This window comes from Methylobacterium sp. WL6 (assembly GCF_008040095.1).
Classification (GTDB): Bacteria; Pseudomonadota; Alphaproteobacteria; order Rhizobiales; family Beijerinckiaceae; genus Methylobacterium.
In genome coordinates, this window is sequence record NZ_VRVH01000002.1 from 45,195 (window position 1) to 71,424 (window position 26,230).

Sequence of the window (26,230 nt, forward strand, 5' to 3'; positions counted from 1 at the left end):
GTCTCAGCCGGCGCTTGGGTGGGGCGAGTCCGAATTGCGCCGGCGGTCGCGGACGAGCGCGGCGTTCTCGGCGTCCAGCATCATCTGGAGCCAGCCCGGCGTCGCATCCTCGACCTTCGGCACCGGCTTCGCGCTCCGGACGGTGATCTCCGACGATCCGACGTTGGCGGCCGGCTCGGCGCGGGCGCCGTCGACGAGCCGGCGATGCATCGTCACCGTGCGGGGAAGCGGCACCTCGACCTGGGGCGCTGCGGCGGGGACCGGTGCCGGGTTGCCCTTGAGCAGGTACGCCGCCGCGCGCACCGGGCCGACGACTCCCCACCAGACGAACTGCAGGATCCCGGCGAGGAGGTTCTTGTGACCGCGCCGGCGCTGCTGGAACCGGGCCATCGCGTCCGCGTCGCCGTACATGAGGTCGGCGAGCACGAAGTACGCCTCGGGCGGCAGGGTCTCGAAGTCGAGCCGCCACACGGATTCCTCGCCGGCCGCCGTCATCGCCGTGAGCCGCACCGGGATCGCGGCCCGGACGGCCTCCGCGGACAGCCCGTCGCGCGGCGGGACCGAAAGCAGGCCCGCGTTGGTGTCGGTGCTCCGCTGCATCGGAACCACGGCATCCATGCGGACTTGGCAGCCGGCGCTCGAGATGCGCTCGACGGCCACGTCGACCGCCATTCCGTTGAGGGTGAGGACGGCGCGGCGGTCGACGGCCAGCGACGGGCTGGTCTCGGTCTGGCGCCGCTCGGCCGCAACGCCCAGAGCGGCACCGGCGGTGATCAGGTTGAAGCCGTTCCACAGGCCGACCACGAGCATCAGGTTGGTGACGCCCGGCTCGAACAGGTAGCGATAGCTCGCCACGCAACAGCCCGTCAGCAGGACCGCGAACACCAGGAAGAAGGGCAGCGCCAGGGGGGAGAGCTGGTCGCGGTCCAGCGTCACGTTCTTGGCCGTCACCTTGAACTGAGGCCTGCGCGGCGACAGGATGACCGCCGCCGTCGCCCGGATCAGGAACAGGCCCTGGACGTATTCGTACAGCTCCGACACGAACGGCCAGCGCACGCGGCCATAAAGATAGTTCTGCATCATCAAATTGACGAGGATGTAAGTCGCCGTATAGGCCACCGCCTCGTCCACGTTCGCTATGACGATCTTCATATCGAGGAAGATGTACAGCAGCGGCGCGATCATGAAGATTAGGCGCGGAATTGGGAAGAACCAGAACGTCATGCTCGACAGGTAGCACAGGCGCTGGATCGGCTTGAGGCCGCGCTTGAACATCGGGTTCTTCAGAAGCATGATCTGGAGCATGCCCTGGCACCAGCGCGAGCGCTGGCCGATGAAGTCCGAGAGCGTCGCCGGCTGAAGCCCGGCGATCAGCGTCTTGTCGACGTAGACGCTGGTCCAACCGCGCGAATGGAGCTCGAAGGCGGTCTCGCAATCCTCGGTGATGGTCACGCCCGAGAAGCCGCCGGCCTCCTCCAGGGCGGTCCGGCGAAGAAGCGCGGCCGAGCCGCAGAAGAACGAGCCGTTCCACTTGTCGAGGCCGCGCTGGCCGATCGCGTAGAACATCTCGTTCTCCGACGGCATGCGATCGAAGGTGGCGAGGTTCCGTTCCACCGGGTCGGGATTGAGGAAGGCGTGCGGCGTCTGCACGAGGAACAGCTTCGGATCCTCGGCGAAGTGGCCAACGGTGTCGCGCAGGAAGGAGCGGAACGGCACGTGGTCGGCATCGAGCACCACCACGACCTCGCCGCCGGAATTCTGGAGACCGTTGTTGAGGTTGCCCGCTTTCGCGTGCAGGTTGCGCCTCCGGGTCAGGTAGGAGACGCCGAGCTCCGCACAGAGCGTCTGCAGGTCCGCCCTGCGCGTGCGCGCCTCCTGCGCGGCCGCCAGATCGGAATCGGTGCATTTCTGATCGGTCCCGCCGTCGTCCAGAAGCCAGACCGTGAGCTTGCCGGCCGGGTAGTCGAGGGAGCGGGCCGCCGCCAGCGTCGTGGCGAGGATGTGCCGGTCCTCGTTGTAGCTCGGCACGAAGATGTCGACGGTCGGCAGGTCCGCATCGTCATCCGCCGGCACGAGGGCGCGCGTCAGCGGATCGGCGTTCACGATCAGGCTGACCATGAGGATGTAGAAGCAATAGACCTCGGCCAGCGCCAGCGTCACGCCCGCGGCGAAGCCGAAGGGGTCGGTCGTTGGCGGCAGCGTGCTCGACAGGCGCCAGTAGAGGTAGCGCAGCACGATGAGGCTGCCGACCGCCAGGAACACCGAACGCCCGACCTGCCCCCGCGCGAACAGCCAGAGGAGGATCATCAGACCGATCGCGCCGAGGCTCATCTCCAGCTGGATCGAGGTTCCGACCGGCTGTGCCAGCAGAAGCAGCACCACGGCAGCACTCACAAGCCAGACTGCACGCACGAGGACGGATGTCACGGGCTCGATTCCTCGAATCAAAGAATGTCGCGCATCGCGGGAGTCTCCGATGCAGGCACGGTTACTGCCGGATTGCGGCGCTCAACGGTTGTCTTTCGGCCGGAGGTTCATCAGAAGGCTGCTCGACCTTCGACGCTGGTGTAATAACCACCCTTTTGAATCCGATCATATGCGTAGCCGGCGCCAACGGAGAACTTCATTGGCCCGATGGTGAATCCGGTAAGATGAGCGCCCAATCGCCACTGGTTGAAGAACGCATCACCCAGCAGCGTCGCCTCCGGGCCGACGAAGACACCATCGGCCACGGCAAAACCCGCCCGCATGCGGACATAGTAGGCGCTGAACAGCGTCGAATAGGAGGCGTTGGCGGCGAACAGAGTGTTCGCCGTCGGATTGAGATAGAGATCGGCGGCGACCTTCGCGCCGATGCCGGTTCCGAGCACGGGATTGTTCGGATCGATGACGGACAGCGAATTGCTGCGGATGTTCACGCCGACGTAACCGGCGAGCGCGGCCTGCTGCCAGATCCATTCATAGCCCAGCATGGCGGTGCCCTCCTCCTGCTCGCCGCGCACGGTGCGGCCGGTGGAGGACGGATAGGAATACGTACCGGCCACGCCCTGCAGCCGGATGCGCGGACCGCTCTCGTTGAGCGGGGTCACGGGCGCGATCGTCGCGGTGACGACACCGAACGCCGAGCTGTTCGAGGTCACGGTGGCTGCGGAGTCGATCGCGACGATGTAGTCGTCCTGCACGGATTCCCGTTCCGCGCCGGTGTACCAGTCGGCCGCCGCGACGACGTTCGGCGTAGCCAACGTCGCAATTGCTCCGAAGACACAGAGACCAGCGCGAATCTTCGTCATGATGTCGTCCGAGGGTGCAGGCGGATCATCGCGGCGCGCCGATGTCCCGCGGCACAAAGAGCTTCATAAGGATTAAAGGATGGTTAACGCCCAATATCTAGGACCTCTAGATGTGCTTAGATTATTCAACCATTGGTTGTAGTGGCGATATATTGCTCAGATCTGCAGTCTAAATTTGCTGACTTTGTAGGCTTTCTGCGCGGATCGCGATGCTGAATTGAGGCCGGGCTGGCCAATAGAATGTCTCAGGCGATCAGGTGCAACGTTTCAGACGGGAAGCTGTCGGGAAGTCAATCTTCGAGCTGGAACACGCACAGGTAAGACCTGCCCGGAGATCCGGAGCCAAGAGGTGGCGACACCGGTCGCAATCGACTCCGTGACATCGGTGCGCTCGTCGGCGGTGACGACGCCGATAAAAGGTCGGACGCCGATCCGGACGGGCTCACGATCCAAAGCTCCGCCGGCAATACGCTATGTCGCCCCCCCCTGATCGAGAGAGGGACGATGTTTCCTTCCGGCTGGTCCGCGACAGGATGCGCGTCGCGAATCTGCGCCGGCCGGGCAGGACGCCCTGTGGCCTTTTTCCTACACTTAGGAAATCCCGTGCAACACGGCGCTTCGACGCGGCGAAGGGAACCTCGCGCCGAAGCGGAGATCAAGACCCTCCACGCGCTCGATCAATGAACGGGCGTGAAAAGGATCGATCGCCTTCATTCGGCGCGATAGATCGACGTCTTCAGGAACCGAAGACCGTGCAGCCCCCCGCAACGCGGAGCTGTGTTCGGGTCGAGAGACGGACAACTCCAGATCAGCGCAAGCGATCGGGACGTCGACTTCGAGCGAACCGGCGTCCCCGTGCCCGGTCAGGCATCACGCAGCATCGGCGCGGCGCGACGGCTTGGTCGCGCCGGCGAGGGCATCGACGAGATCCTGCGAGCTGAACGGCTTGCGCAGTGTTTGGACCGCAGCGTCGCCCCGGAGAGGGATCGCGTCGGGTGCCATCAGCACGATGGCCGTCGCCGGATGCGTGCGTGACACGACGTCGGCCAGAAAGACCCCGTCCACCGCCGGCATCGCATGCGCGCACAGCAGGACGGTGTAGGCGCGGGACACGGCGAGAGCCTCGCTCGCCTCCTCCATCGACGCCACGGGCGTCACCGCATAGCCGCGACCGATCAGGCTCTCGGCCGTCGAGGCGCGAAGGACGGCATCGGGCTCGACGAGCAGGACCTGTTCCGCCTCACGGGCGGGATCGGATGGCACAAGGCTCTCCCGTGCGATCGGGAACGTCAGGGTGATGGTGATGCCCGCGTTCACAGTCGCGACGCCGATGGCCCCACCGATCGCGTCCATCTGGCCCCGGACCGCGGCGACGCCACGATCGGCCCGGAAGCCGTCCGGGGCCGAGAATCGGGCCCGCAGGCCGATCTGGGCGTCGCCGTGATCAGACGCCTCCTCGACCGAAAGCGTCACGATCGCATCGGTCGGGAGGGAGGCGCGTGCATCCCTGGCGACGTTGAGCAGGGCGACTTCCAATTCGCGAATGCCGCATGCGAGCTTCGGCAGGGTGCCCGCCCACGGCGTCAGCACGAGCCCGGGCAAGATCGCCGCGCGGATGAAGTCGACGGTCTCGGTCACGACGCGCGCGGCGTCGCCGTTCTGCACGACCGGGCTGTCGGGTTGGACGAGCGCCAACATGCGCTTCAAGAGTGCGGAACCACGGGCGACATCGCGCCGTGCGGTCTCCATCGCGTTGTCATCCGCGAAGGCGGCATCGTTTTCGATGTCGCGCAGGTCGGCCCAGATCGCGTCGAGGGCGCCGCCGATGTCGTGCGCGATCCCCGCGACGATCGCCTGTGCCGGGAAGGCGGCCGGCGGTTCACCGACCTCCGCCAGCACGGCCCCCGGCGCGACCGATCCGGTGGACGGCGCGGGAAGGGCGATCTGGGCGATCTCACGCGTCAAGGCGTGGAGACGGACCGGTTGCCCGTTGAGCGCGACGGCGGTGAGGCGCAGGACCAGGCGGCGGCCAGCGCTGTCATCGGGACCGGCGAGAGAACGAATGACCGCCTCTCGGATGGAGCCGGGCTCCTCGCACACGGCGCGCATCGTGTTCTTGAGCAGCGCGCGGTCGTCGACCTCGATCCGCGCGAGCATCTCCTCGAGCGTACACGCCCGCTCGGCGGCATTCTCGACCGCGGCGGCCGCGCCGTCTGCCCAGGTCACCTGCCCGTTCCGCAGGTCGACCTCCCAACTCGTGAAGCCCCCGAGCAGCCTCGCCGAGCGGACGCGGTCGCGGCTGCGTGCCAGGGCTCCCCGTGACTCCCCGAGCAGGCGTTCCCGTCCCTGGCTTCGCCCGATGCAGGCGCCGACGGCATCGGCCAGGTTGGCGAGATCGGCGGTGGGCACATCACGACGGAGCAGATCCACCCGGTCCTGACGGGCCGCGTCGGCGATCCGTTGCACGTTGCGGCCGAGCCGTCCCCCGAACGCGCCGCCGATATAAGCCGCGCCGAGGGCCGCCGCGGCGAGGGCGAGGAACGTGGCGGGGCTTGCGCCCGCGGCGTCCTCGACGAGATCGCGCTGTTTGACCGAAACGATCCACCCGAGCCCGGCGCCTTCGGCGATGGCTGCGGTGGCCTCATGGGTTCGACCCACCTGCGCCAAGCCGGTCGACCGGTGAAGCGAACGCCCGCCGGCATTCATGACTTGAATGGCGGAGTCGCGTGCCGCACCCCCGAGGTTGCGGCGTAGGGCGGCGACCACCTCCTGGATCCAGTCCGGCTTGAGCTGGACCGCGAGGACGCCGATCTCCGTTGTGCCGCCGGCGCGAACGGGCGCGCCGATGATCACGTTCGGCGGGACGTCGCCGCCCGTGCGGGTGCGATCGCTCGCGTCGCCGATCACGATCCCGGATAGGCCGCGCGAAAACCAGGTCGTCCCGGACACGTCGGCGCCGGCGAGCGATCCGCTCGCGGTGACCAGCACGCGACCGCTCCTGTCGGCGACGAGGATGTCGGCATATCCCGGATGAAGAGCACGCCAGCGTCCGAGGACTTGCTGAACCGTCGTCCCGTTCCCCTCGCGCCCGAGCACCGTGTTTTCCGCAGCAAGGCCGACATCACGCCCGACCGTCGCCAATTCCTCGCTCAGCCTGTCGGAAATTAGGTTCGCCGTACGACGGACGTCTGCTTCGCTCCTGCGCGCAGTCTCCGCAGCATCTTCAGAGCCGACGAGCAGCACGCAGGCACCGCCGGCAAGCACCGCGACCACGAGGATCGCGGCCAGCAGGACCCGAAGCGAAATCGATCGTCCCATATGCATCATCTGCGCCCAAAGAGGCTTGTCGCCATCCGGTCAAGCAGATCAGCAATTCGATAGACATGGTTAAAAAACGGTTAATGATTTACCACATCTGAGAAAATAGGCCTTTTGACATAAGCTTCGATTGGCGCCCCTCTGGGTTGCAAAGTTGCGGCAGCAATCCGGTCCATCGCGGCGACGATGGCCGAATCCGTTTCCTGCCGATTTAATCCGGCAGCCCGAACGATGAGTGGATCAATTCACCCTCGGCAGGATCGCGATACCGAAATGTGAAGGCCAAGCCCATGCTGATCAGAGGATCATCGCGTGACATCGCCGGCCTCGCGTGGATGGCCAGAGGTCGACCGGCAGGCGAGATCCGAGTGACGCCGTAGGACCTGGCGAGCATTCTCAGCGCTCTCTTCATGGGATGGAATCAGGTGACTGATTGGCTCCGTCGGGGCGGCACTTCCATGGGAACCTGGCACAGAACGCGGCCTTCGCAGCGCAGCATTTCCAAACATTATCAGAGTCTTGAATAAAATCATGTCGCGCGCGCAGACGCTTGGGCTCTCACCGCGTCGCCGCAGCCTTGATCAAGCGCCGGCTCTTGTTTGATCGGACATCTCGACGACGATTGTGAAACCCTCGGACGTGGCGTCGAACCAAAAGACAAACCTCTTCGAGCCGGTGAACCAAGCTGAGAGACGTCTGCTCCCGACAATCTGCTCGGCGGCAATTTCGCGCCAGTTTCCATTCGGCTCCGAAGCGCGGACCTACAACCAAAGCGCTCCCCCAAATCGCCATTGAGCCCGCAGATGATCCGTACGACAACACCCGCAACGAGATAAGAGCTATTCCAAAAGGGCATGTGAGGAAGGCGAATTTTGTCATGCCGGATAGGACTGCAAACAATCTTGCGACGGATAGCGATCTCGCCAAAATCGATGCGGGATTACCACAGCGCTTGCATGCTCTCGACGCGGTTCGTGGCCTTGCAGCCGCCATCGTGCTCAATCATCACTGCCTTACGATCATTCCCGCTTACAGCGACTATTTCTACTCCGACTGGACAATGGAAGCGAGATCCGTCACGGAATATATCCTGTTCTATACCCCGGCGAGGATTTTTTGGTCGGGCTATGAAGCGGTCACGCTCTTCTATGTCCTGAGTGGCCTGGTGCTGGCTTTGCCTTGGATCGAAGGACACCCTCCGCAGTATCGCGCATTCTTGGTCAAGCGCATCTCCCGGATTTATCTTCCGTATGTTGCGATCATTTCGATTGCGGCCGTTGCAGTCTATTTTCTTCAACCGATTTTTTATATTTCCGGGGGCAGCAATTGGATCAATACCGAAACGTGGTCGGCACCTGTTACGATCGAAAACCTCGTGCAGCATGCACTGATGCTGGGGCAGACGAACTTCCGCCTCAACGGAGCTGTTCATTCCCTTGTTTGGGAAATGCGTGTCTCGCTCCTGTTTCCTCTGCTTATGATACCCATGATCTCATGGAAATGGAGAGCATCATTAATTCTTATCCTGGGATGCTTTCTCATCGTAGCAGCAATACACGTCCTCCTCAGATCCGTGCCTGAGGCTTCATTGACAGGAACCATTTTGTGGGAACTCCAACATACTGCCTATTACACGATATTTTTTGTCATCGGCGCCTCGATGGCCCTCGATCTGGATAGATTCCGGCGGTTCTTCGAGACGACCTCAAAATACCACTCTGGCGAGTTCGTGATGTGTGCCGGCCTGTTGATGGTTCAAACTCATTGGTCGCAGACACACGCCTTTCACAATATTGGCGTCGCAACCGGATCGGTTTTCGTCATATCCGCAGCACTCGCGCCAGGTCGGATCGAACGCTTTTTATTGGCTCCGCCGCTACAATTCCTGGGAAGGATTTCATACAGCGTCTACCTCGTGCAAGTGCCAATCCTGGCGGCCGTCACGTTTTTTCTCCAAAACGTCCTTCCCCTTTGGTCCATGATAATTATTGTCTATCCCTTAGTATTGACGAGTGGCTGGGCCTTTCATGTTCTGATTGCCGAACCGTGCGCGCGGCTTGGAAAGCGCATCACGAGGCTGCAACAGCAAAATCCGCAACGTCCGATATCGATCAAACAAATTGCGTCGAGTCGCGTCCAATCATGAAGCGACGGCCGAATCGTTTTGTATCCTGCGGCATTGCTGCTGTTTCGACATCCTAGCGGTGTGAAGCGGGCGGATGCTCGCCGAATGGCGGTTCAGGGATTTTGGACGGTACGGGCAGCCGTCACGTCCGCCCGCGACTGTTCAACCGCGCGCAGCGCCGCCTTTTACGGGTGATGCCTTGCCGGGCGAAGATTCGAGCCAGCGCGCCTGTGCTGGTTGCCACGCCCTGCACGGCCCGGGCATCGCGCAGTTCGTCCAAACAGATCGCAGGATGCGCTTCGTAAGTTGCTTGGATCGGATCGGCTTGGACCTCGATGGCCTGCGAGCGCCGATCGCTGCGCTGCGCCCACGATGCGATCTGTCCCTCCTTCCGCACGCGCTTCGCCCAGCGGCTGGCACGCGACACGCTGACTTCGAAGCGGGCGGCGGAGCCATGGCAGGTCGCGCCTCCCCGTCAGGGTCGCACCAACCCGCTCGCGCAGATTGATCGACAGGGATGACGGCATCGGAAACGCTCCTCAGCCCATCAACGCCTTACCCAAAAACCCGCCGCCAACCGACGGGGCGTAGATCTCAGCTCCAGCTGGCAACGACAAATAAAACCGATTGTCGATGGGCATATTTCTATATCTTAAGGTCGAACACGCCGTATTGTATTTCTATTCCATCTAACAGATAAATAATATCGTTGAAAGCACTGACTTGACCTTACGTACCAAATCAATAATTTCATAGATAGTTTGTTATACGGTGTTTGATTGATTATAATTTTTGAATTAGGAACGATCTCAGTCTATTGGAGATTTGTAATAAAAATCAACTGTGCTGGTCGGAAAGTATGATATCCTTAAGTCTTGGCGATAACGATGTCGCGTTGTGTATTTCCATTCTCGATCCCGAATTGGGTTGGGATCACTTCCAAGCACGAATTTTCCATTTGGCGATCGGTTGAAAAGTCTCGCAAGCATTTCGAGAACGAGAAATGATCCGCAGCCCCTGACGTTATCATCCGAAGCGCCGTCCATGTAGAAATCCAAAGCACCGAACTGGATCCCGCTAAAGGTCGCCTTATTCGATTTATTGATTTGCAATCTAGCGCTATACGAATTGCTTCCAGAACTCAGCAATCGAGTAAGGTACATCCTTACCATCCCATAAGGACTGCACTTGACCGACTTTCTTCGATACATCTTGTATCGACTGAAAACCAGAGACGGAATATGGCGTATGAATTGTATACCAGTCTTTATTTCTATATCATAATTTTGAGTATTTTCTGCAAAATATTTAATGTTCCTTCGGATGTTGTTGCTAACGTTTTTTACATAATGATTCCACGTCGGCCATTGAGAAAAATCCACCGCTTCGACGACATGGTCATGGACTTCGATAATATAAGCTCCTCGAATAGACACAATCTCGTCTTCGCGCGGATCTTCTAGATTGAAACGTGACCCATAAACGTATCGTCCGTCACCCAGAGCTTCAAGAGCCATTCTCATAGCCTCACTCCAAAGATGCTCATGACCTTGAAGGAGACAAATTCCTGGGTGAAACTTTAGGCTCCTAAAACCTTTTGTGATCAAAAATTGGCCGATTTTCTTTTTCGTTCCTGATTCATCGTTGGTCCAAATATCAAATCTTTGAATACGAAAAACTCCCTGCTCCAATGCTGCCGTGACTCGTGCGTGCCGAATGGTTGCCTGATAGGTCGCCCCGCACGCCATTGCGAACTCGTCGAACAGATCTTCGGTCACGGTTGATTTTACAACAAAGATGTCAGGTTTTTTATTATAGACTCTATGGTACATATCGCACCTCATTTATCGATTTACATGCGATCGACTGAACTGCTACAGTGGTTGACAGCTAACTAGATCCTTGAAAATAAGTCGCACTCCTGAAGCCCAATTTTCAACTCAATAGTTTTGGTAAAATTATTTTTAGCTGACGCTGGAACTGCGTCGAATCTTTTGATGTGCTAGAATGCGTTCAAATACGCGCCCAATACAGTATTTACAACCAAAGCAAACAGGCTATTTGTAGATTTCTTGGCTCGTTGGTGGATTTCCAACTCCGCAATCGGAGCGCTCTTTGTGGGATGCCTTCAATTTTTCCGTTGAGATATAACGCAATCTTCAGAGCGGCGTAAACAGTTTAAGGCATCTTCGCAGTGAACTAACGCCGCCTGGAGATCTCGGATTTGCCCTTTCATAGGGGGGCAGCTTCGTCAATCACCCGACGCCATCAATGCAAGAAAGGCTCGAATGAAGCATCCAGGGTTTACGATCTGATTGAACCATACCTGCATCTGTCGGAGAACGGCGACCCGCGGGTGAAGCTCGCTTCCTGGATAGAATTCGAAATTTGGCCTGTCCCCTGAATGTCCATCTTCCTCAAGGTATGGCTTTAAGCCATGCGGAAGCGAATTTGCACCCACGGCTGCCGCTCGGCCGAACGGGACGCAGATCGGGAAGTTGACGTCCCAGGTATAGGGCAAATTAGGCTCGTTCGATGCATGCGTCATCGACTCGTGCAACGAGACTTCGTCCCGACGCGAGAAAATGGTTCGCTCAGAGAAAACGCTGACGAAGACCGTCAATCCTTCATGTTGTCTCAGCTCTGGAGCTTGGTGGCTTGCATGGCCTCCGCCAGCCGCCCGACCGGGGCGCAGTCGTCGGCGTCGGCGGGCGTGACGCGCAGGGCCAGAAGGTGGCCAAGCGTCTCGATGGCCAAGCGGATCATGGAGCTTTTCTTGCGCTTGGCTTCATCGTAGCCGGCCCGCGCGCCACTCTCGGGCATCGAGCGCAGGGTCCGGCCGTCGAGAATGGCGGCACTTGGTTCTGAATTGGGGCCGGTGACGAGGCGCGGCAGCGTACGGGATTCGTCGGCGAGTTGCTCGAAGAAGCCGGCCGCCAGCCAGCGCCGCGCTTGCTGGTAGTCGACTTCCCAGGGTGGCAGATCGTGGGGCATCCACCGCCACGGTGCCCCTTGTCTTCATGACGTGGCGCAGGCCGTCGAACACCTCGCGCAAGCCGTGCTCGCCTTGCCCCGCGTCCTCACGCAACAGCGTCGGTACGAGACGACCAGCGCCCATTCGTCATCGGAGACATTGGATGGGTAGGATCTGCGTGAAGAGGTCATGCCTCTTCATCTGGTATTTCCGAATGACGGTCGATAACAGCCTCCAGACGCTCTAAGCTGCTGCTACGATGACAGATTTCTTGCGCGCAAGTTTCGCGAACGCCTCGTCGGGAAGGCCGAGATTATTGGCCAGAAGATGTGCCGGGACACGTTGCACCCAGTCCGACAGCGACGTTTCCTGATAGGACCCGCTGTCGAGCACGCCTACGACTTCGCATTCCTCCTTGCCGATATTCTGCACCGTGTGACCACACCCGCGTGGCAAGTAAGCACAATCTCCGGCGGAAAGTTCGGCGACAGAGAGCCGCTTGTCCGGGGCAAAGAGCGTCACGCGCGTCCGTCCGCGAGAAACGTAATGCCATTCATTTGCGTTTGGATGCCAGTGCGGCTCGTGCAGAGCGCCGGGCTGGAGTCTCAACAACATACCCGTCATGCCCGCGGACATCGGATATTCTTCGGCAGAGGCAATCGCCAGCGATCCGCCGTCCGAGCTCGTCTGGGGACCGGCTGCCAGCATCGGGTATCGGTGCGTGCGGGATCGGCTGAGCACCTTGGTGGCCCGGGATTGCGGCCCGTCGAGAGGCATCAGAGCGCCCTGACGAATATAGACCTCGCCGGATGGGATGCCTGCGATCGAGTCCTCGGGCATCCCGAAGACCTGCGCCATCATCGCAGGGTCTAGCCGGCTCGCCCAATCGCTGAGACCGAAGGTTCCATGCTCTCCATAGAGACCGTCGTTGAAGGCGAGAATGGCGTGGCAAGGTTCAGCCCCCAAGGTCTGAATGGCGTGGCTGTGACCTTTTGGGAAATACCACAGGTCGCCCGGCCCATAATTCGCGACCTCCATCTCCCCGCTTGGGTCCACCACGGTCACTTGGCAGCGACCGGCAAGGATATACGCCCATTCATCCGACGTGTGCCAATGCATCTCGCGGACGCCGCCGGCGTTGAGATAAAGATGTGCTCCGGCGATGTCCGTTGCGATAGGGAGTATTCTCGCTGTCACGTCTCGCGCCCACCCGCCCGATGTCGCTTTGAGCGAGCCTTTGTCGAGCGAGGTCGTGAAACTGACGGCATCGCCCACCTTGCGTGGGATCGTCGATGCGAATTTTGAAGCAGGGGCCACATCGTACCCGGCCGCATGTCCGTCTGCTTCGGCGGCCGACGAAGTCCGCACTGAGAGCGCACCGGCCGCCAGAGTGATGCCGCCGAGGATCGCTCGACGCGTGCCGTCCACCATCGTGAAGAATCCCTTTGACAGCAAGGAGAGGAGAATCACAGTAGTTCTAGAATTCGATCTATATAATTACTTCTTTTATTCTAGATATCTTCTTGATTTATAATTGATAAAACTTAAATACTGATCAATGTTCGGCGATAATAATGCAAATCTAATGACAGTATTACTATTTCGCTATTTCGTTTTTTGTATCGGATCGATTGCAGCGGTCCATCGCCGCAAGTGCGCCCTCGATACCCGAAACGTCGAAATCAGCATCTCCCTCGGGAAACCGCACGAAAACCGTCCGGCTCAGCGACAGCTTGCGGACTTCCCTGTCGAGTATACGACAGTACAGGATCGTCCCCTTGCCGATCCAGGTTGGGACGGGGCTGATCGTTTCGTTTCCGGTGATCAGATCTGATTTGAGACTTTCACCCTCGGACCAATTCCATCTTTCATAAGACAGCATGAATACGATTTGCCCGTTCGATCTCGTAATCCCGACCGAATTTTGAGCTCCCCCGTCCGTCATGTCGCGATAGGAATGGGTCATTTGACAGGGAAGCGGATCGTTGTTTCGAAGTGTCTTATTGATGTCCCAGCCTTCGACGGTTTCGATGAACATCTCCTCCCGTGAATCGACGGGAGCCGAAGACAGCAACAACCCTGCGGACAATATCAATGCAATTTTGTGACAATATTGAAATTGCATATCCATCATTCCGAATCGTAACGGGACCCCGACCTAGGGTGCGTTCCACGACCCGGCCAAAGAGCGGGCGGAGGATGTCGTGACCGGTGGCGAGGGTGTCGCTGTCGCCCGGTCGGTCCCGCGCGGCCCCTCGGCACCGGTCGGGGGGCCGGCCGATCGTGTCCCGTCCCTGGGCGGACCGTCCAAAAGGCCCACCCAGCGGCCGTCGAACCCCCGAGCCAGCAGGCTCAACGCGAGGACGGCGAGGAGGAGGCCGGCGGCCTTGTTCATCCGGCCGAGAACATGATTGGTGACACAGCGCCGGAACAGGGACACGGCGGTGTTGAGCACGACCCACCAGCTGAGCGAGCCCAGGAAGACGCCAACCGCCAGCGCCGGAAGCGGCGCGGCCGCGCGCGCGAGGAGGGCCGGCATGGCGGCCAGGAACAGCACGGGGGTGATGGGATTCGCCAGGGCCAGCACGACCGCGCTGCCGTAGCTCGCGACGAGGGTGTGGCGGCGCTCGCCGCTCACGTGCAGGATCGAAACGCTGCGAAGCACCCGGATTGCGAGGCCGAGCAGCACCGTCCCCGAGACCAGGGAGAGCACGGCCCCGTTCGAGAACGCCGCAGCCAAGTCCGCGCTCCAGCGCACCATCAGCCCCCCGTATGTCAGATGCACGGTGGCGACGCCGAGCCCGGTGGCGACGCCCGTCGGCAGGCCCCCTGCCAGCGTGCGCTGGACGCAAAGCAGGCTCGTCGGCCCGATCGGCGCGGCGATAGTCAGCCCAAGGCTCGCGCCGGCGAGCAGGGCCGTGGCGATGACGCCCATGGCGGCGGCACTGCGTTCAGTCGTCTTCCCGGCGGTCGAGGGGCGAGGCCACCGCCCGGGGCTCGGGCGCGGCATTGTCGGCGTCCGGGCACCCGATTTGCGCGCGCTCCAGGGCCGAGGATGCTTGGGCGCAGGCGATGTCCGGCATGTCGTTCAACTCGTCGGCCCGGATCCCGGTGCAGGACAAGACGACGATGAGGCTGGCGACGATTGTTCTCATGGCTGATCCTTCCGCGAGCCGACAATCTAGGGATGGTTGAACCCCGAGCATCCTCCGTCTGGCGGATGGCACCGCCTGCGCCGCCGCAGGCCCGCCGCGGACGTCTCGGCCGAACAGGAAAGCTCCGCCACGTCAGGCCTTTGCACGGCTTCACCCACGACGCTGGATGCCGCGTTGTCGCCGCCCCCGGCGAGGCGACGCACCGGCGAACCTGCCGGAAGCGGGCTCGCGGCGCCGTCCCTCGTCGCCGGCATCATCCGTTTGAGGGATACCGCCGTCGATTTTGGACTGATATTGGTCTTATCGCGATCAGCGGGATCACCGTGGGGCGTGCTGATGCGGGAAGCTCTCATCGACCGGATCTACGAGGCTGCAGGCACTCCCGAGCTCTGGCCGGAGGTCCTTCAATCTCTTGGCGATACGGCGAACTCGGATGGTGCCGTGCTCATGGTGCTGCCCCCCGTCGGCATGCCCCGGTGGATCGCCTCACCGACTTTGAAGCAGCGCCTGCGTCATCACACGACCACGGCTTCCTGGCGCGGCAGCGGGCGCACGGCGCAGTGGCGCACCCTGGCTCATGCGGGCTTCATGCGCGACGTCGACCTCGTGCCGGGCTCCCATGACGGGCGGCCCTGCGAGGTCGACGCGCCGTTCTGGCAGGTGGGGACGACGATTCCCCTGGCGACCGGCGACGTCGCGATCATCACCGCCGAACGCCGGGCCCGGACCGGCCCCCATGAGGCCGCCATCCTGCCTCGGCTCGACGCCCTGCGGCCCCATCTCGCGCGTGCGTGCCAGCTCGGCGCCCAGTTCGGCTGCGAGCGCACCCGCGTCGCCACCATGACGCTCAACCAGATCGGGCTTCCCGCGGCGGTCCTGTCGGCCTCGGGGCGGGTGCTGACCATGAATGCCCGCATGCAGGAGCGGGAGGAGGTCCTGCCCCCGGGCCAGCACGGCGGCCTGCTGTTCAAGAGCCTGATCAACAGCAAGCTGCTGCAGGATGCGATCGGCAACGTCGTCGGCGGCCGGCATGCGACGCAGAGCATGCCGGTACGCGGCTATTCCGACCACCGCCCTCAGATCGCTCACGTCATGCGCCTGGACCGGCACCCCGGCGACGTCTTCGGTGCCTCGGCGGTGCTGCTCGTCCTCGTGCACGTCGGCGCGTGGGCCGTTCCGGACGACGGCCTCCTGAACCTGCTGTTCGACCTCACCCCGGCGGAAGCGCGCCTGCTCCAGGCGCTGGCCGGGGGCTCGCGCCTGCAGAGCTACGCCGAGAGCGTCGGCGTCCAGACAAGCACTGTCCGCACCCAGCTCACCTCGATCTTCAACAAGACTGGGACCAAGCGGCAGGCGGAGCTGCTGAGCATCGTCGCCTCGCTCTCGATGTTCAGCGGGCAGACGGCGCCGTGCCTGGATGCGGCCTGAGGCGAGGTCCGGCTTCGTCCAGGAAGGCGGCCAACGCCTGCGCGGTCGGAAAGGCGTCGAAGGCCCCGAACCGGCGGGTCGTGAGGGCGCCGCAGGCCGCGGCCTGCCGCAGGGTCGCGTCGAGGGGCTGTTGTGCGAGCAGGCCCGCCATCAGCCCGGCCGCGAAGGCGTCCCCCGCCCCGACCGTATCGACCGCCGACACGGCGAAGGCCGGCTGGCGCAGGGGCGGCACTCCGCGGCGGAACGCGATCGCGCCGCACTGCCCCAGGGTCACCACCAGGAGCTCGAGGCCGCCGTCCAGCAGGGCGGCGATGGCCGGCGTCGCGGCCCGGACCGCAGCGATGGCGTCGGGAGCGCCGAGGCCGAGATCGGCTGCCTCCACCGCATTGACGACGAGGATCGCAGTGTCGGCCAGGATCGCCGGGTCGAGGGCACGCACCGGTGAGGGATTCAGCAGGGTGGGAAGACCCAGCGTCCGAGCCAGGGCGAAGGCCTCGCGGATGGGGGCGTCCGGCGATTCGAACGTCGCCGCCACGAGGTCTGCCTGCCCGACGCGGGCGGCCGCGGCTCGGACATCCTCCGCAGCGAGGGCGAGGTTGGCGCCGAGGCAGACCGCCAGGCAGTTCTCGCCGGCTGCATCGACGAAGGCGACGCCGGCGCCCGTCGAGCCGGCATGCGGCACCAGCATGGCCTCGGAGAACCCGACCTGCGCGAAGGTCGCGCGGACCACCGGGGAGAACACGTCCGTGCCCACGGCAAACAGCCCGTCAACCGTGACGCCGAGCCGGTGCGCGGCGAACGCGAGGTTGAAGCCCTTGCCGCCGGGCTCGGCCACGAAGGCCGAGCCGTCGAGGGACTCGCCCGCCTGCGGCAGCCGCGCGACCTTGACCGAGCAGGCGATCACAAAGCTTCCGATGACAAAGACACGCATGGAGCGCTCCGAGCCGATCCGATATAAGCCTCTGTACCGGAGGTCGATCGGACGTGCGCCCCAAAAATCGGACGATGCAGGGGGAGGTCGACCGGGACATCGCGAGCGGCGAGCGTCCCTCGGTGATCTCTCTGTTGCGCCTGCGCGGCGACACCGCGATGCCGCTCTACCGGCAGATCGAGGGCCAGCTGCGCGAGCTGATCCTCTCGGGCTCGCTGCCGCCGGGCGTCATCCTGCCGGCCGAGCGCCAGCTCGCCGACAGCCTCGGGGTCAGCCGCGTCACGGTCCAGCGCGCCTATGCCGAGCTCAGCGACGACGAGTTTCTCGTGCCGCGCGGGCGCTCCGGCTTCCTCGTGCGCCGTCCCCCCGAGCCCGTGCGCCCGGGCATGGACCGGCTCAAGGGCTTCACGGAGGAGATGCGGGAGCTGGGGAAGATCCCGTCCTCGCGCATTCTGGAGCGGACGGTCACCGAGGACCGCTCGATCGCCTCGATCTTCGGCCTCCCCTCGACCGCCCCGTTCCTGCGCCTGACGCGCGTCCGGTCCGGCGACGGCGTGCCGATGTCGCGCGAGGTCGCCTGGTACAACATCCGCGCGGTGCCCGCCCTCGAGACCGGCGACCTTTCCGGCTCGGTCTACGCCTTCCTGGGCGAGCATCCGGGCGGCCGCCTCGTGCGCTGCGAGCAGACGGTGGAGGCGACCATGCCGACGGCGGACGAATGCGAGATCTTCGCCTTCGAACGGCCCCTCCCATGCCTGCTGATCAAGCGCCACAGCTACAACCAGGACTCGGTCATGATCGAGTACGTCGAGGGCTTGTTCCGGGGCGATGCCTATCGCTATCGGCTGAATCTGAGCGCGTAGCGACTGAGATCCGACGTCTGATCCCTCCTCGCGTAGACTGCTTCGAATGGATGAACCCATCTGCTTGGGTTGGATGGATAGGAGCTTCGATGCTTACAGCTTTGGCTCGAAGGTCTGTGCCTGCTTTACCGCTCAGCGCGCAGTGACTCGCGGGCTCCGGCCGGCCCCGAAGCTACTCCGCCGGTGGTTCTGCCCAGTCGGCGGACCTGGGACGGAGTCAGGGCGAAGCGCTTGCGGAAGGTCCGATTGACGTAGGACAGGTCTCCGAAAGCGACATCGAAGGCGATCGCACTCACCGGGCGGGTGTCCTCGGCATCGATGAGGCGTTGCATGGCGCGGTTGAGGCGTCGGTCGAGGACGAAGCCCGACAAGGTCTGGCCCTCCGCCTGGAACATCGGCTGGACTTGGCGGCTGGAGACGCGCTGGGCCTGTGTGCCACGGTCGCTCGGCTGAGGTCCGGATTGCCAAGGCCTTGCCGCCGCGTTGGAAGGGCGCCAGCGAGGCGCGGATGGCCTCGGCGGGCGCGAGGTCCGAGACCGGCAGGATGACGTAGACGGAGGCGAACATGACGGGTGGACCTGGGCCTCGGGCGGGAGCCGCGCGGCTCCGAGAGTAACGCACACCGCGTCACGGCATCCGATACGGGTCACGGATTTTTCGGATGCCTGGGTCCGGCCGTGGTCGATCAGCCGATCAGGACGACGGCCTTTCGCACGTAGGTCGGCTGGTCGACCTGCCCGACGATGAAGTGGGCGACGTCGGCCCGCGCGATCAGGCCGTTCCGCCACCTTGAGGGCTCGGTGAGAACCTTGTAGCGGCCGGTCGCCGATCCGGGCGTGAGAACCCCTGGCCGAACGAACGTCCAGTCGAGGCCGCTCTTGCGGATGCGCATCTCCTGCGCATCCTTGTCGTCGTAGGCGCGACCGAAGACGAGGCGGAACGGGACGCGCTGAAGCAGGCCGATGGAGTCTCTGCTATCGCCCGTGCCGAAGCCGGTGACGGCGACAAGGCGCTTGACACCGGCTTTCTCCATGGCCGGCACCAGCATGTTGGTCGCGTCCGAGAACAGCGTCACCGGGCCGAGCAGATCCTTGACCGGGACCCCAAGCGCCTGGACGACGACGTCAACGCCGTCGAGGGCGGCGGCGACATCTGCAGCCTTCAGCGCGTCACCCGTGAAACGCTCCAGACCCGCACCGGACAGGGTCATGGTCGTGGCCGAACGCGCGAAAGCCCGGACGCGATGTCCGGCCGCGAGCGACGCTTTCACGGTCTCCAGGCCGATACCTTTGCTGGCGCCGATGACGAGGACGTGGGCCATGGTCGTTTCCCGGTTGGTTGAATGTGCGACGAGACCCAATCAACCGCGGACGCGCCATGCGGTCGCTTGACCAGCCTCTCTACGGTTCGGTGATCGAGCTGTCCTGAGAGCCCGAGATCTCGTTGGCATGCCCCCGGGCATTGCAGGAGTGCCCCTGATCGGACGCGGCTAGGCGGAAAGTCTCAGGATTACTGCGGAGGACCCAACGATGTGAGCCAGGGGCACCAGGACCGATCCGGTATGAAGGATGCCGAAGCGAGCGCGATTACCCATGTCGGTCGCGCCGTTGGTGGCCGGCATGAGTATCTGGCGCGCGAGGAGCGCCGTGACGGCGATCAGTCCCAGTATGAGTGCCGATGCCCTATCGGTGGTGGCTGTCAGCGCCGCGCCACCGAGGGCGCACACCATGACGAAGATGTAGAAATGCGGGAAGGCGCGGCGCAGCAGTGGGCCTGCCGCGTCGGCGGGCAGCGCGCTGAACAGAAACGAAGCGAAACCGAACGAGTACAGGACCATCCCGCCGAACAGGAGGGCCGTCACGAGAATAGCCGCTTGCGTGAGCATCGGTTCCAAACCTCAATGGCTTTCAGATCGCCCTCGTGGGCGGCATCTGTTTCGCTCGGCTGATAGCCGTCCCCTGCGTCCTGAAACGCCTCTCCGCTTCACGCGCGAGGTCAGGGGATGGTCGGCACTCAGATCAAGTCTTCCGATGCCTGCTTGGCACAGGCCCTGAACACATCGCCGATCGCCAAGTCGGCATGCGCATTCATGCTCGCGGCATCATTGAGGCAGGACAGCACATCCTTGCGCGGAGCAGCTATTGCGCTGGATTTCTCTAGCTGCTGCAGCAGACGATCACGGTCCGCGCCCGTTGCGGCACTCCAGTCCCGCAGGGTGTCCTGCGGTTGCAAGGCCAAGGCTGGCGTCGCGATCGATCCCAGCATCAAAATCACGAAAGCGCGAACCGGCATCTTGGATTTCCCCCATCAAAGTGGTCCTGGAATAGTCGCCGGCTACTTGTTCGCATCGCCTCAAGGGGGCTTGGTGAACGAGCACAAGAACGGTGGTCCGCGTCGGCAACCGTAGTTTTTATGCTTGCACCGACTGGTAGAAAGGCGCGACTTCCCGTGGACTTCCCCAGTCGGCGGGCCCTGTCCCAGGTCGCGCCGCCCTTGCCTGCATCACGCCTCCCCATGGTCATGTCGACGAGGGGCTTGGCACCGACCTTGACGTCGAGGGCGCCCTACTTGGCGTCCGCGACGGCCTCCACGACATCCCGCGTGCTGTAGGGCTTGGACACGAAGTGGCCGTGATCGGGGACCTCCTCATCCGCCAAGCGGTGTCGCCCGGAGGTCAGGACCAGTCGGATATCCGGCCACGAGGCGTAGACGCGCTCCGCCAGCGTCTTGCCGCACATCGAGCCGGGCATGTCGATGTCGGTGAACAGCACCCCGACATCCGAGCGCCGTTCGAGGATGTCCCAAGCCTCATCGGCGTTGCCGGCCTCGATCACCGTCAGGCCTGCGTCCTCAAGCATCTCGGCGGCGCATAGGCGAACGAGATCGTCGTCCTCGACCACGAGGATCACCGAGGCATCCAAGGGGCGCTTCGCGGACATGGGCGATCAACGAGCCATCCGCACGTTTGTTGCAGCCGAGGCATCCCTGGGCTGAAGCGTCGCGCATGCCGGCCTCGACCTGAAGAGATCGGGGAAAGCGCGACCGGAGCCGGGACGACCTTGGCGGGTTATGTCCCGGGACCTCGCCTGGCGCCTCGGCCCGGACGACCAGGTCACGGACGGCGACAAGCGCCAGACGGAAATCCGCAACTTCATCGAGGCCATGGCAGTCCCGAGGCGGAGCGAGAGACGCTGACCGGAGGCCCATATCACGGGCGGACGTGATCGCCCGGTGACGTCGGACGCATGACGGATCGGCGAAAAAGCCGCGTATCGATTCTTCGCGGAGGACGTTGCGTCTACGTCGAACCATCCGAAGCAGCTGAAAACAGCGCGTCCGCCGAGTGCGGCGGGATGGGGGAACGGAAGGAAACAAAATGTCCGAGCATACGTTCGACGAAACCAACATCACCTGGCGGACCCTGGATTGGCTGCCGCACATCGCCTTCTTCGTCTACAAGGTCGACGAGGAGAACCGCATCGTCGACGTCGTGTTCAAGTTCGCCGCCAACCAGCGGGTGATGCTGCACCGGCACAAGAGCCCGTACGTAACGCTGGTGATGCAAGGTGAGTTGAGGTTCTACCGCGAGGACGGAACCCTGAAGGAGACCCGTCCGACGGGCAGCTACGTCTCGGGCGTCGCGAACGCCGACCCCCACATGGAGGGTGGCGGCGACGAGGATGCGATCGTCTTCTTCAGCAACCGCAGTATCGAGGATGCGCTCTACGAGTTTCTCGACGATGCGGGCAATCCCGTTCAGATCCTCGGCATCGCGGACTTCAAGGCGCAGCTCCAAGAGCAGATCGCGACCGGCACCTTCGCGAAGGTCGCCGCTCGAGCAGCATGACCCCACCGAGCGCCGGGAAAGCGAGCTGCATTCCCGGCGAGGCAGCGTTCCAAACCGCGAAAAACCGTTGGCCCAACCGCAACTGCGCGGGGCTGGAGCGTCGTAGCGAGGGCGTGGTTCCGCCACCGCACGGTTGCGACGTTCGGCCTTCTGCCCTGCCGTCAGCTTGTCCTTGTCGGCGCCGCTCGCCTGCAGATGGGCTTGGAGTCCCGCTCTGCCGCGAACTCGAACCGCTCCTCGCGGACGACGGTCGGAAGTCGACGATAGTCTTGTGGTGGCCCCGCAGGTCGCCAGGGTCGCAGAGGAGCCGGTATCGGGAACGTGACCGCACTTGGGACGGTTCGCCCTGAGATGGAAACCTATGTCCTCGTCGTCGCCGGGTTCGGTGTCCTGGTGCTTCTGACGGCATGGCTGCCGATGGTGCTCCGGGTCCTGCCCCTGTCCTTGCCGATCTGCTGCGTCGGCATCGGTGCCGCCCTGTCGCTCGTCCCTGCCATCGGCGAGCTCACCCCGCATCCCGGCACGCACCCCACGCTCGTCGAGCACGCGACCGAGGCGGTGGTCGTCATCTCGCTGATGGGAGCTGGTCTGAAGATCGACCGTTTCATCGGCTGGAAGCGCTGGTCGATGACTTGGCGTCTGCTCGGCATCGGCATGCCGCTCACCATCCTGGCCTTGACCCTCCTTGGGTCGGCCCTGCTCGGGTTGGGCGCCGCGGGAGCCCTGCTTCTCGCCTCGGCGCTGGCACCCACCGACCCGGTGCTCGCTTCCGACGTCCAAGTCGGAGAGCCTGCCGAGGACAACGAGGACGAGCCCCGCTTCGCCCTGACCTCCGAGGCCGGCCTCAACGACGGGCTCGCCTTCCCCTTCGTGAACCTCGCCATCGCCCTTGCGGGGACGAGTGGCTTTGCCGGCGTACCCTGGTCACACTGGTTCACGGTCGACGTCCTCTGGAAGATCCTCGTCGGCGCCGTCCTCGGCGCGCTGATCGGGCGGGCCTTGGGATGGTTGACCTTCCATCTGCCCAACGTCTCGAAGCTGTCCCGGACCGGCGACGGTTTCGTCGCCCTCGGGGTGACCTGCATCGCCTATGGCTGCGTCCAGGCCGTCGACGGTTACGGCTTCGTCGGCGTCTTCGCGGCGGCCCTGGCCCTGCGCGCCTCCAGCCACGGGCATGATTATCACCGCAAGATGCACAGCTATGCCGAGGAGCTTGAGCGCCTGCTGATGATGGTGCTTCTCGTGGGCTTCGGAGCTATGCTGGCCGCCGGAGGGCTGCTCCAGGCCCTCACATGGACAGCCGCCGCCTTCGCCTTGATCGCGATACTGGTCGTTCGACCCCTCGCGTGCTGGCTCGGTCTTCTCGGTAGCGGTCGATCCCGCGAGGATCGTGCGGTGGTCAGCTTCTTCGGCATCCGCGGCCTCGGGACGGTCTACTACCTGTCCTTCGCCATGGGCCACGCGACGTTCGCACAGGCGGACCTTCTCTGGGCCACGGCCAGCCTGACCGTGCTGATCTCCATCCTCATGCATGGGGTTTCGGTCACGCCGGTCCTGCGAGCGCTGGATCGGCGGATGGGACGGGATACGGAAAGCGCGCAGCTCGACCTGACCCTGTCCCACCCCTGAGACGCGAGTGCCAGCGAGGGTTCCGGACGCCAGAGCATTTTGCGTGATCCCTGGATCACGCAAAATGCTCTATCTTGTTGTGGAATCGCAGTTTCTTCCCGCGAGCCGCGCTCCACCTCGCTCGATAATGCTCTAGGTCTTGCCGACATCGACGTCGCGCTCGACGCCGCCCGTCTTGCCACTGAGACCTGGCACCTCGTCGAGCTGCCGCAGACTGGTGAAACGGCCACGCTCCTCGCGGTACCGCACGATCTCGAAGCCGTGGCCCCTCAACGCCGCTACGGTGTCGAGTTCCTCGGCGGTCGCGGTGTTCAGGTCGATCATCTCACGCCTTTCTGTGGAATGGGGAAAGCCGGAAGGGGAGCCATGGGTTTCAGGCTCGGGTGACGCACCGGTCCCGATCCCGAGGAATCGAGAGAGGCCGTTCGAATCGGCCGAAACCACCGGCAGGATCTGCATCACGTCCCCATGCTCCGCGAGCTGGCTGCGCGCGCCGGGACGGGAGATGTCCATGGCCACATCGGCGTGCGTTCGTCCGCCGGGTCGGCACGACGCCGGGCGGATACCGGCGCCAGCAGGCGGGGACCTGACCGACGGCCTTGAAAGGCTTGTCCGAGCGACGGGTCGGAGAGGCCGCCCTCGGCCGAGCACCGCAATGCGCGTGGCCCTTGGACCAGTCACAACCGCCTCGCCCCACGCAACGTCTTCGCGCCGCGTGCGCGTCACCTGTCTAGGATCGACACGGCGCCCCATGCGGCATCTGTCGTGCTGGTCGAACGTTTAGGATCGCGCGGTTTGAACGACTTTGTAGACAAACTGCGCAAAAAGTGCAGAATGAATGCGCCGCATGACCTCTTTGTGGGTTTGATCGGCGCAAGAATGAAAAAATCTGCGCAAAATGCGCAGGGAGAAGCCCGAGATGCAGATCCCGATCAAGCGGGCGATCGAAGCCGTGCCCGGCGGCATGATGGTGGTTCCGTTGCTCGCCGGGGCGCTCATCGCCACCTTCTTCCCCGGCACGCCGAAGCTTTTCGGCTCGTTCACGGGCGCCCTGTTCTCCGGGGCCCTGACCATCCTGGCCGTCTTCTACGTGTGCATGGGGGCGAGCATCGATTTCCGCGCGACGCCGTACATCGCCAGGAAGGGCGGCACCCTGCTGCTCGTGAAGGTCGGCATCGCCGTGCTTCTGGGCCTGGTCTTCGGACGCGTCCTGGGCGAGGCGCCGGTCGCCGCCGGCATGTTCGCGGGCCTGTCCACCCTGGCCGTGGTCGCCGCGATGAACGACACGAACGGCGGCCTCTACATGGCGCTGATGGGCCAGTACGGCCGCCCGCGCGACGTGGGCGCCTACACGGTCATGTCGCTGGAGAGCGGGCCGTTCCTCACCATGGTCACGCTCGGGGTCGCGGGACTCTCGGCCTTTCCCTGGCAGACGCTGGTCGGCGCCATCCTGCCGCTCCTCGTCGGCATGATCATCGGCAACCTCGACCGCGAGATGCGTGCCTTCCTCGGCCGCGCCATCCCGGTGATGATCCCGTTCTTCGCCTTCGCGCTCGGTGCGGGGCTCGACCTCACCAAGGTCTGGCAGGCGGGCCTCCTCGGCCTCGCCATGGGCGTCGCCGTGGTGGTCGTGACGGGCATCCCGCTCTTCTTCGCGGACCGGCTCACCGGCGGGACCGGGGTCGCGGGGATCGCCGCCGCCTCGACGGCCGGCAACGCCGCGGCGGTGCCCGCGATCGTGGCCTCGGCCAACCCGGCCTATGCCGACGCCGCAGGTCCGGCGACGATCCTGGTGGCCGCCTGCGTCGTCGTCACGGCCATCCTCGTCCCCGTGGCGACCGCCTGGGCCGCGCGGCGGTTCGGCGATCCCGTGGGGGCCGACGGCGAAATCGTGGAGGTCACGGGGAGCGCGCCTGCCGGCCGCACGGCCGAGCCGGACCGCGTCGTCGCCGGGCGCTGACATGGCCGAGCGCTGGCTCATCCTCGCCGACGACCTGACCGGCGCCGCCGATTGCGCCATCGCCTTCGGTCGTCGCGGCCGAGCGGCGGCGGTGACGTGGGGAACCGCAACGGGATGCGGGTCGGCGGATCTCCCGGTGCTGTCCTACGATGCCGACAGCCGGGGCCTCTCCGCCGCGGCTGCCGCGCAGCGGCACGCCCAATGCCTGAGGCGCCTCCATGATCCGGACCGGATCCTCTTCAAGAAGATCGACTCGACCCTGCGCGGCCAGCCCGCCGCAGAGACCGCCGCCGCGCTCCGTCACCTGAAGGGCCGCGCCGAGGCCGGCTTCGCCGGAACCGTGTTCGGGATCTGCGCCCCGGCCTTTCCGGCCACCGGGCGGACGACCGTCGGCGGGCGCGTCCAGGTCGACGGGCGCCCCCTCGAGGAGGCCGAGGTCTGGGCTCGGGACCACAGCTACGCCAACGCCGACCTAGCTTTCGTGCTGGGCACGGCCGGGATCCGGACGATGGCCGTGCCGCTGGTCACGGTGCGCGGCCCGGGCTTCGCGTCGGCGCTCGGGCAGGTCGCCGCCACGGGCGACGTCGTCGCCGTCTGCGATACCGAGACCCAGGCGGATCTCGATCGCATCGCCGCCGCGGGCCTGCGCATCGCCGCCGAGGGCCTGCGCATCGCCGCCGCGGGCCCGTCGGGCTGGCTGGCGCCGTTCT

The 26,230-nt window shown here is 63.9% G+C and carries 24 protein-coding genes; 7 read left to right on the forward strand and 17 right to left on the reverse strand.

Annotation, left to right across the window (positions count from 1 at the left end):
* Nucleotides 1-3 precede the first annotated feature (3 nt).
* The 3 genes from bcsA to FV230_RS00555 all read right to left on the reverse strand — a co-directional run bounded on the left by bcsA (nt 4) and on the right by FV230_RS00555 (nt 6,608).
* On the reverse strand, nt 4-2,427 hold the full coding sequence (gene bcsA / locus FV230_RS00545; RefSeq protein WP_147840789.1) for a UDP-forming cellulose synthase catalytic subunit: 2,424 nt from the start codon (nt 2,425-2,427) through the stop codon (nt 4-6).
* Between the two features lie 110 nt (nt 2,428-2,537).
* A complete protein-coding gene (gene bcsS / locus FV230_RS00550; RefSeq protein ID WP_147725596.1) occupies nt 2,538-3,290 on the reverse strand; it encodes a cellulose biosynthesis protein BcsS in 753 nt (250 codons plus the stop codon).
* Nucleotides 3,291-4,160: 870 nt separating this feature from the next.
* On the reverse strand, nt 4,161-6,608 hold the full coding sequence (locus tag FV230_RS00555) for a response regulator (protein WP_147840790.1): 2,448 nt from the start codon (nt 6,606-6,608) through the stop codon (nt 4,161-4,163).
* 877 nt (nt 6,609-7,485) lie between these two features.
* Between FV230_RS00555 and FV230_RS00560 the strand changes: the two genes are divergently transcribed.
* Nucleotides 7,486-8,754 (forward strand): acyltransferase, encoded by a 1,269-nt coding sequence (locus tag FV230_RS00560; protein ID WP_147840791.1) that lies wholly within the window; start codon nt 7,486-7,488, stop codon nt 8,752-8,754.
* 121 nt (nt 8,755-8,875) lie between these two features.
* Here the strand turns inward: FV230_RS00560 and FV230_RS00565 are convergent, their stop codons facing one another.
* The 7 genes from FV230_RS00565 to FV230_RS29290 form a co-directional block, all read right to left on the reverse strand.
* Complete coding sequence (locus FV230_RS00565) at nt 8,876-9,160, reverse strand: hypothetical protein (RefSeq protein WP_147840792.1); 285 nt, start codon at nt 9,158-9,160, stop codon at nt 8,876-8,878.
* A 382-nt stretch (nt 9,161-9,542) separates the two neighbouring features.
* Complete coding sequence (locus tag FV230_RS00570; RefSeq protein WP_147840793.1) at nt 9,543-10,565, reverse strand: hypothetical protein; 1,023 nt, start codon at nt 10,563-10,565, stop codon at nt 9,543-9,545.
* An 805-nt stretch (nt 10,566-11,370) separates the two neighbouring features.
* A complete protein-coding gene (locus FV230_RS00575) occupies nt 11,371-11,727 on the reverse strand; it encodes a hypothetical protein (protein WP_147840794.1) in 357 nt (118 codons plus the stop codon).
* Between the two features lie 223 nt (nt 11,728-11,950).
* Entirely contained in the window at nt 11,951-13,177 is a 1,227-nt protein-coding gene (locus tag FV230_RS00580) for a cupin domain-containing protein (RefSeq protein ID WP_147840795.1), read from the reverse strand.
* 127 nt (nt 13,178-13,304) lie between these two features.
* A complete protein-coding gene (locus FV230_RS00585) occupies nt 13,305-13,745 on the reverse strand; it encodes a hypothetical protein (protein WP_147840796.1) in 441 nt (146 codons plus the stop codon).
* A 120-nt stretch (nt 13,746-13,865) separates the two neighbouring features.
* The gene (locus tag FV230_RS00590) at nt 13,866-14,642 is read right to left on the reverse strand and encodes a LysE family transporter (protein ID WP_187275325.1); all 777 of its coding nucleotides are present in this window, start codon (nt 14,640-14,642) and stop codon (nt 13,866-13,868) included.
* A gap of 16 nt (nt 14,643-14,658) precedes the next feature.
* On the reverse strand, nt 14,659-14,862 hold the full coding sequence (locus FV230_RS29290) for a hypothetical protein (protein WP_147725588.1): 204 nt from the start codon (nt 14,860-14,862) through the stop codon (nt 14,659-14,661).
* Between the two features lie 447 nt (nt 14,863-15,309).
* On the opposite strand from FV230_RS29290, the gene FV230_RS00595 reads away from it, so the two are divergent.
* Complete coding sequence (locus FV230_RS00595) at nt 15,310-16,290, forward strand: helix-turn-helix transcriptional regulator (protein ID WP_147840798.1); 981 nt, start codon at nt 15,310-15,312, stop codon at nt 16,288-16,290.
* Here the strand turns inward: FV230_RS00595 and FV230_RS00600 are convergent.
* Nucleotides 16,253-17,221, reverse strand: a complete 969-nt coding sequence (locus FV230_RS00600) for a PfkB family carbohydrate kinase (RefSeq protein WP_147840799.1) — start codon at nt 17,219-17,221, stop codon at nt 16,253-16,255. The genes FV230_RS00595 and FV230_RS00600 overlap by 38 nt on opposite strands.
* A gap of 53 nt (nt 17,222-17,274) precedes the next feature.
* Here FV230_RS00600 and FV230_RS00605 point away from each other — a divergent pair, with 53 nt between their 5' ends.
* Nucleotides 17,275-18,084 (forward strand): GntR family transcriptional regulator, encoded by an 810-nt coding sequence (locus tag FV230_RS00605; RefSeq protein ID WP_246694675.1) that lies wholly within the window; start codon nt 17,275-17,277, stop codon nt 18,082-18,084.
* A 125-nt stretch (nt 18,085-18,209) separates the two neighbouring features.
* Here FV230_RS00605 and FV230_RS31170 read toward each other — a convergent pair whose 3' ends face one another.
* From FV230_RS31170 to FV230_RS00630, 5 genes are all read right to left on the reverse strand, one after another.
* Complete coding sequence (locus FV230_RS31170) at nt 18,210-18,872, reverse strand: helix-turn-helix domain-containing protein (protein WP_348642113.1); 663 nt, start codon at nt 18,870-18,872, stop codon at nt 18,210-18,212.
* Nucleotides 18,770-19,405, reverse strand: coding sequence for an NAD(P)H-binding protein (locus FV230_RS00615; protein WP_147840801.1), 636 nt, complete (start codon nt 19,403-19,405; stop codon nt 18,770-18,772). Before FV230_RS00615 ends, FV230_RS31170 begins: the two co-directional genes overlap by 103 nt.
* Nucleotides 19,406-19,573: 168 nt before the next feature.
* The gene (locus FV230_RS00620; protein WP_147840802.1) at nt 19,574-19,969 is read right to left on the reverse strand and encodes a DUF4149 domain-containing protein; all 396 of its coding nucleotides are present in this window, start codon (nt 19,967-19,969) and stop codon (nt 19,574-19,576) included.
* A gap of 128 nt (nt 19,970-20,097) precedes the next feature.
* Nucleotides 20,098-20,376, reverse strand: a complete 279-nt coding sequence (locus FV230_RS00625) for a hypothetical protein (RefSeq protein WP_147840803.1) — start codon at nt 20,374-20,376, stop codon at nt 20,098-20,100.
* Nucleotides 20,377-20,648: 272 nt separating this feature from the next.
* Nucleotides 20,649-21,023: a response regulator gene (locus tag FV230_RS00630; RefSeq protein WP_147840804.1), complete on the reverse strand. Its 375-nt coding sequence runs from the start codon at nt 21,021-21,023 to the stop codon at nt 20,649-20,651.
* A gap of 437 nt (nt 21,024-21,460) precedes the next feature.
* Here FV230_RS00630 and FV230_RS00640 point away from each other — a divergent pair, with 437 nt between their 5' ends.
* Nucleotides 21,461-21,931: a regulator gene (locus FV230_RS00640; RefSeq protein WP_147840805.1), complete on the forward strand. Its 471-nt coding sequence runs from the start codon at nt 21,461-21,463 to the stop codon at nt 21,929-21,931.
* A gap of 351 nt (nt 21,932-22,282) precedes the next feature.
* Nucleotides 22,283-23,560, forward strand: coding sequence for a cation:proton antiporter (locus FV230_RS00645; protein ID WP_147840806.1), 1,278 nt, complete (start codon nt 22,283-22,285; stop codon nt 23,558-23,560).
* 132 nt (nt 23,561-23,692) lie between these two features.
* Here FV230_RS00645 and FV230_RS30450 read toward each other — a convergent pair whose 3' ends face one another.
* Complete coding sequence (locus tag FV230_RS30450; protein WP_246686457.1) at nt 23,693-24,073, reverse strand: helix-hairpin-helix domain-containing protein; 381 nt, start codon at nt 24,071-24,073, stop codon at nt 23,693-23,695.
* Between the two features lie 406 nt (nt 24,074-24,479).
* Between FV230_RS30450 and FV230_RS00655 the strand changes: the two genes are divergently transcribed.
* Together FV230_RS00655 and FV230_RS00660 are read left to right on the forward strand one after the other, a co-directional pair.
* Complete coding sequence (locus FV230_RS00655) at nt 24,480-25,520, forward strand: 2-keto-3-deoxygluconate permease (RefSeq protein ID WP_147840807.1); 1,041 nt, start codon at nt 24,480-24,482, stop codon at nt 25,518-25,520.
* 1 nt (nt 25,521) lies between these two features.
* A partial coding sequence (locus tag FV230_RS00660) for a four-carbon acid sugar kinase family protein (protein ID WP_147840808.1) occupies nt 25,522-26,230 on the forward strand: 709 nt, incomplete at its 3' end.

Excerpts from the sequence above, each read along its gene's own strand:
- FV230_RS00655 (WP_147840807.1), top strand. The coding sequence starts at position 24,480 with ATGCAGATCCCGATCAAGCGGGCGATCGAAGCCGTGCCCGGCGGCATG.
- bcsS (WP_147725596.1), bottom strand. The coding sequence starts at position 3,290 with ATGACGAAGATTCGCGCTGGTCTCTGTGTCTTCGGAGCAATTGCGACG.
- FV230_RS00575 (WP_147840794.1), bottom strand. The coding sequence starts at position 11,727 with ATGCCCCACGATCTGCCACCCTGGGAAGTCGACTACCAGCAAGCGCGG.
- FV230_RS00570 (WP_147840793.1), bottom strand. The coding sequence starts at position 10,565 with ATGTACCATAGAGTCTATAATAAAAAACCTGACATCTTTGTTGTAAAA.
- FV230_RS00620 (WP_147840802.1), bottom strand. The coding sequence starts at position 19,969 with ATGCTCACGCAAGCGGCTATTCTCGTGACGGCCCTCCTGTTCGGCGGG.
- FV230_RS00625 (WP_147840803.1), bottom strand. The coding sequence starts at position 20,376 with ATGCCGGTTCGCGCTTTCGTGATTTTGATGCTGGGATCGATCGCGACG.
- FV230_RS00615 (WP_147840801.1), bottom strand. The coding sequence starts at position 19,405 with ATGGCCCACGTCCTCGTCATCGGCGCCAGCAAAGGTATCGGCCTGGAG.
- FV230_RS00560 (WP_147840791.1), top strand. The coding sequence starts at position 7,486 with ATGCCGGATAGGACTGCAAACAATCTTGCGACGGATAGCGATCTCGCC.
- FV230_RS00595 (WP_147840798.1), top strand. The coding sequence starts at position 15,310 with ATGGTGCTGCCCCCCGTCGGCATGCCCCGGTGGATCGCCTCACCGACT.
- FV230_RS00555 (WP_147840790.1), bottom strand. The coding sequence starts at position 6,608 with ATGGGACGATCGATTTCGCTTCGGGTCCTGCTGGCCGCGATCCTCGTG.
- FV230_RS29290 (WP_147725588.1), bottom strand. The coding sequence starts at position 14,862 with ATGAGAACAATCGTCGCCAGCCTCATCGTCGTCTTGTCCTGCACCGGG.
- FV230_RS00590 (WP_187275325.1), bottom strand. The coding sequence starts at position 14,642 with ATGGGCGTCATCGCCACGGCCCTGCTCGCCGGCGCGAGCCTTGGGCTG.
- FV230_RS00600 (WP_147840799.1), bottom strand. The coding sequence starts at position 17,221 with ATGCGTGTCTTTGTCATCGGAAGCTTTGTGATCGCCTGCTCGGTCAAG.
- FV230_RS00630 (WP_147840804.1), bottom strand. The coding sequence starts at position 21,023 with ATGTCCGCGAAGCGCCCCTTGGATGCCTCGGTGATCCTCGTGGTCGAG.
- FV230_RS00640 (WP_147840805.1), top strand. The coding sequence starts at position 21,461 with ATGTCCGAGCATACGTTCGACGAAACCAACATCACCTGGCGGACCCTG.
- FV230_RS00585 (WP_147840796.1), bottom strand. The coding sequence starts at position 13,745 with ATGTTCATCGAAACCGTCGAAGGCTGGGACATCAATAAGACACTTCGA.
- FV230_RS30450 (WP_246686457.1), bottom strand. The coding sequence starts at position 24,073 with ATGGACATCTCCCGTCCCGGCGCGCGCAGCCAGCTCGCGGAGCATGGG.
- FV230_RS00645 (WP_147840806.1), top strand. The coding sequence starts at position 22,283 with ATGGAAACCTATGTCCTCGTCGTCGCCGGGTTCGGTGTCCTGGTGCTT.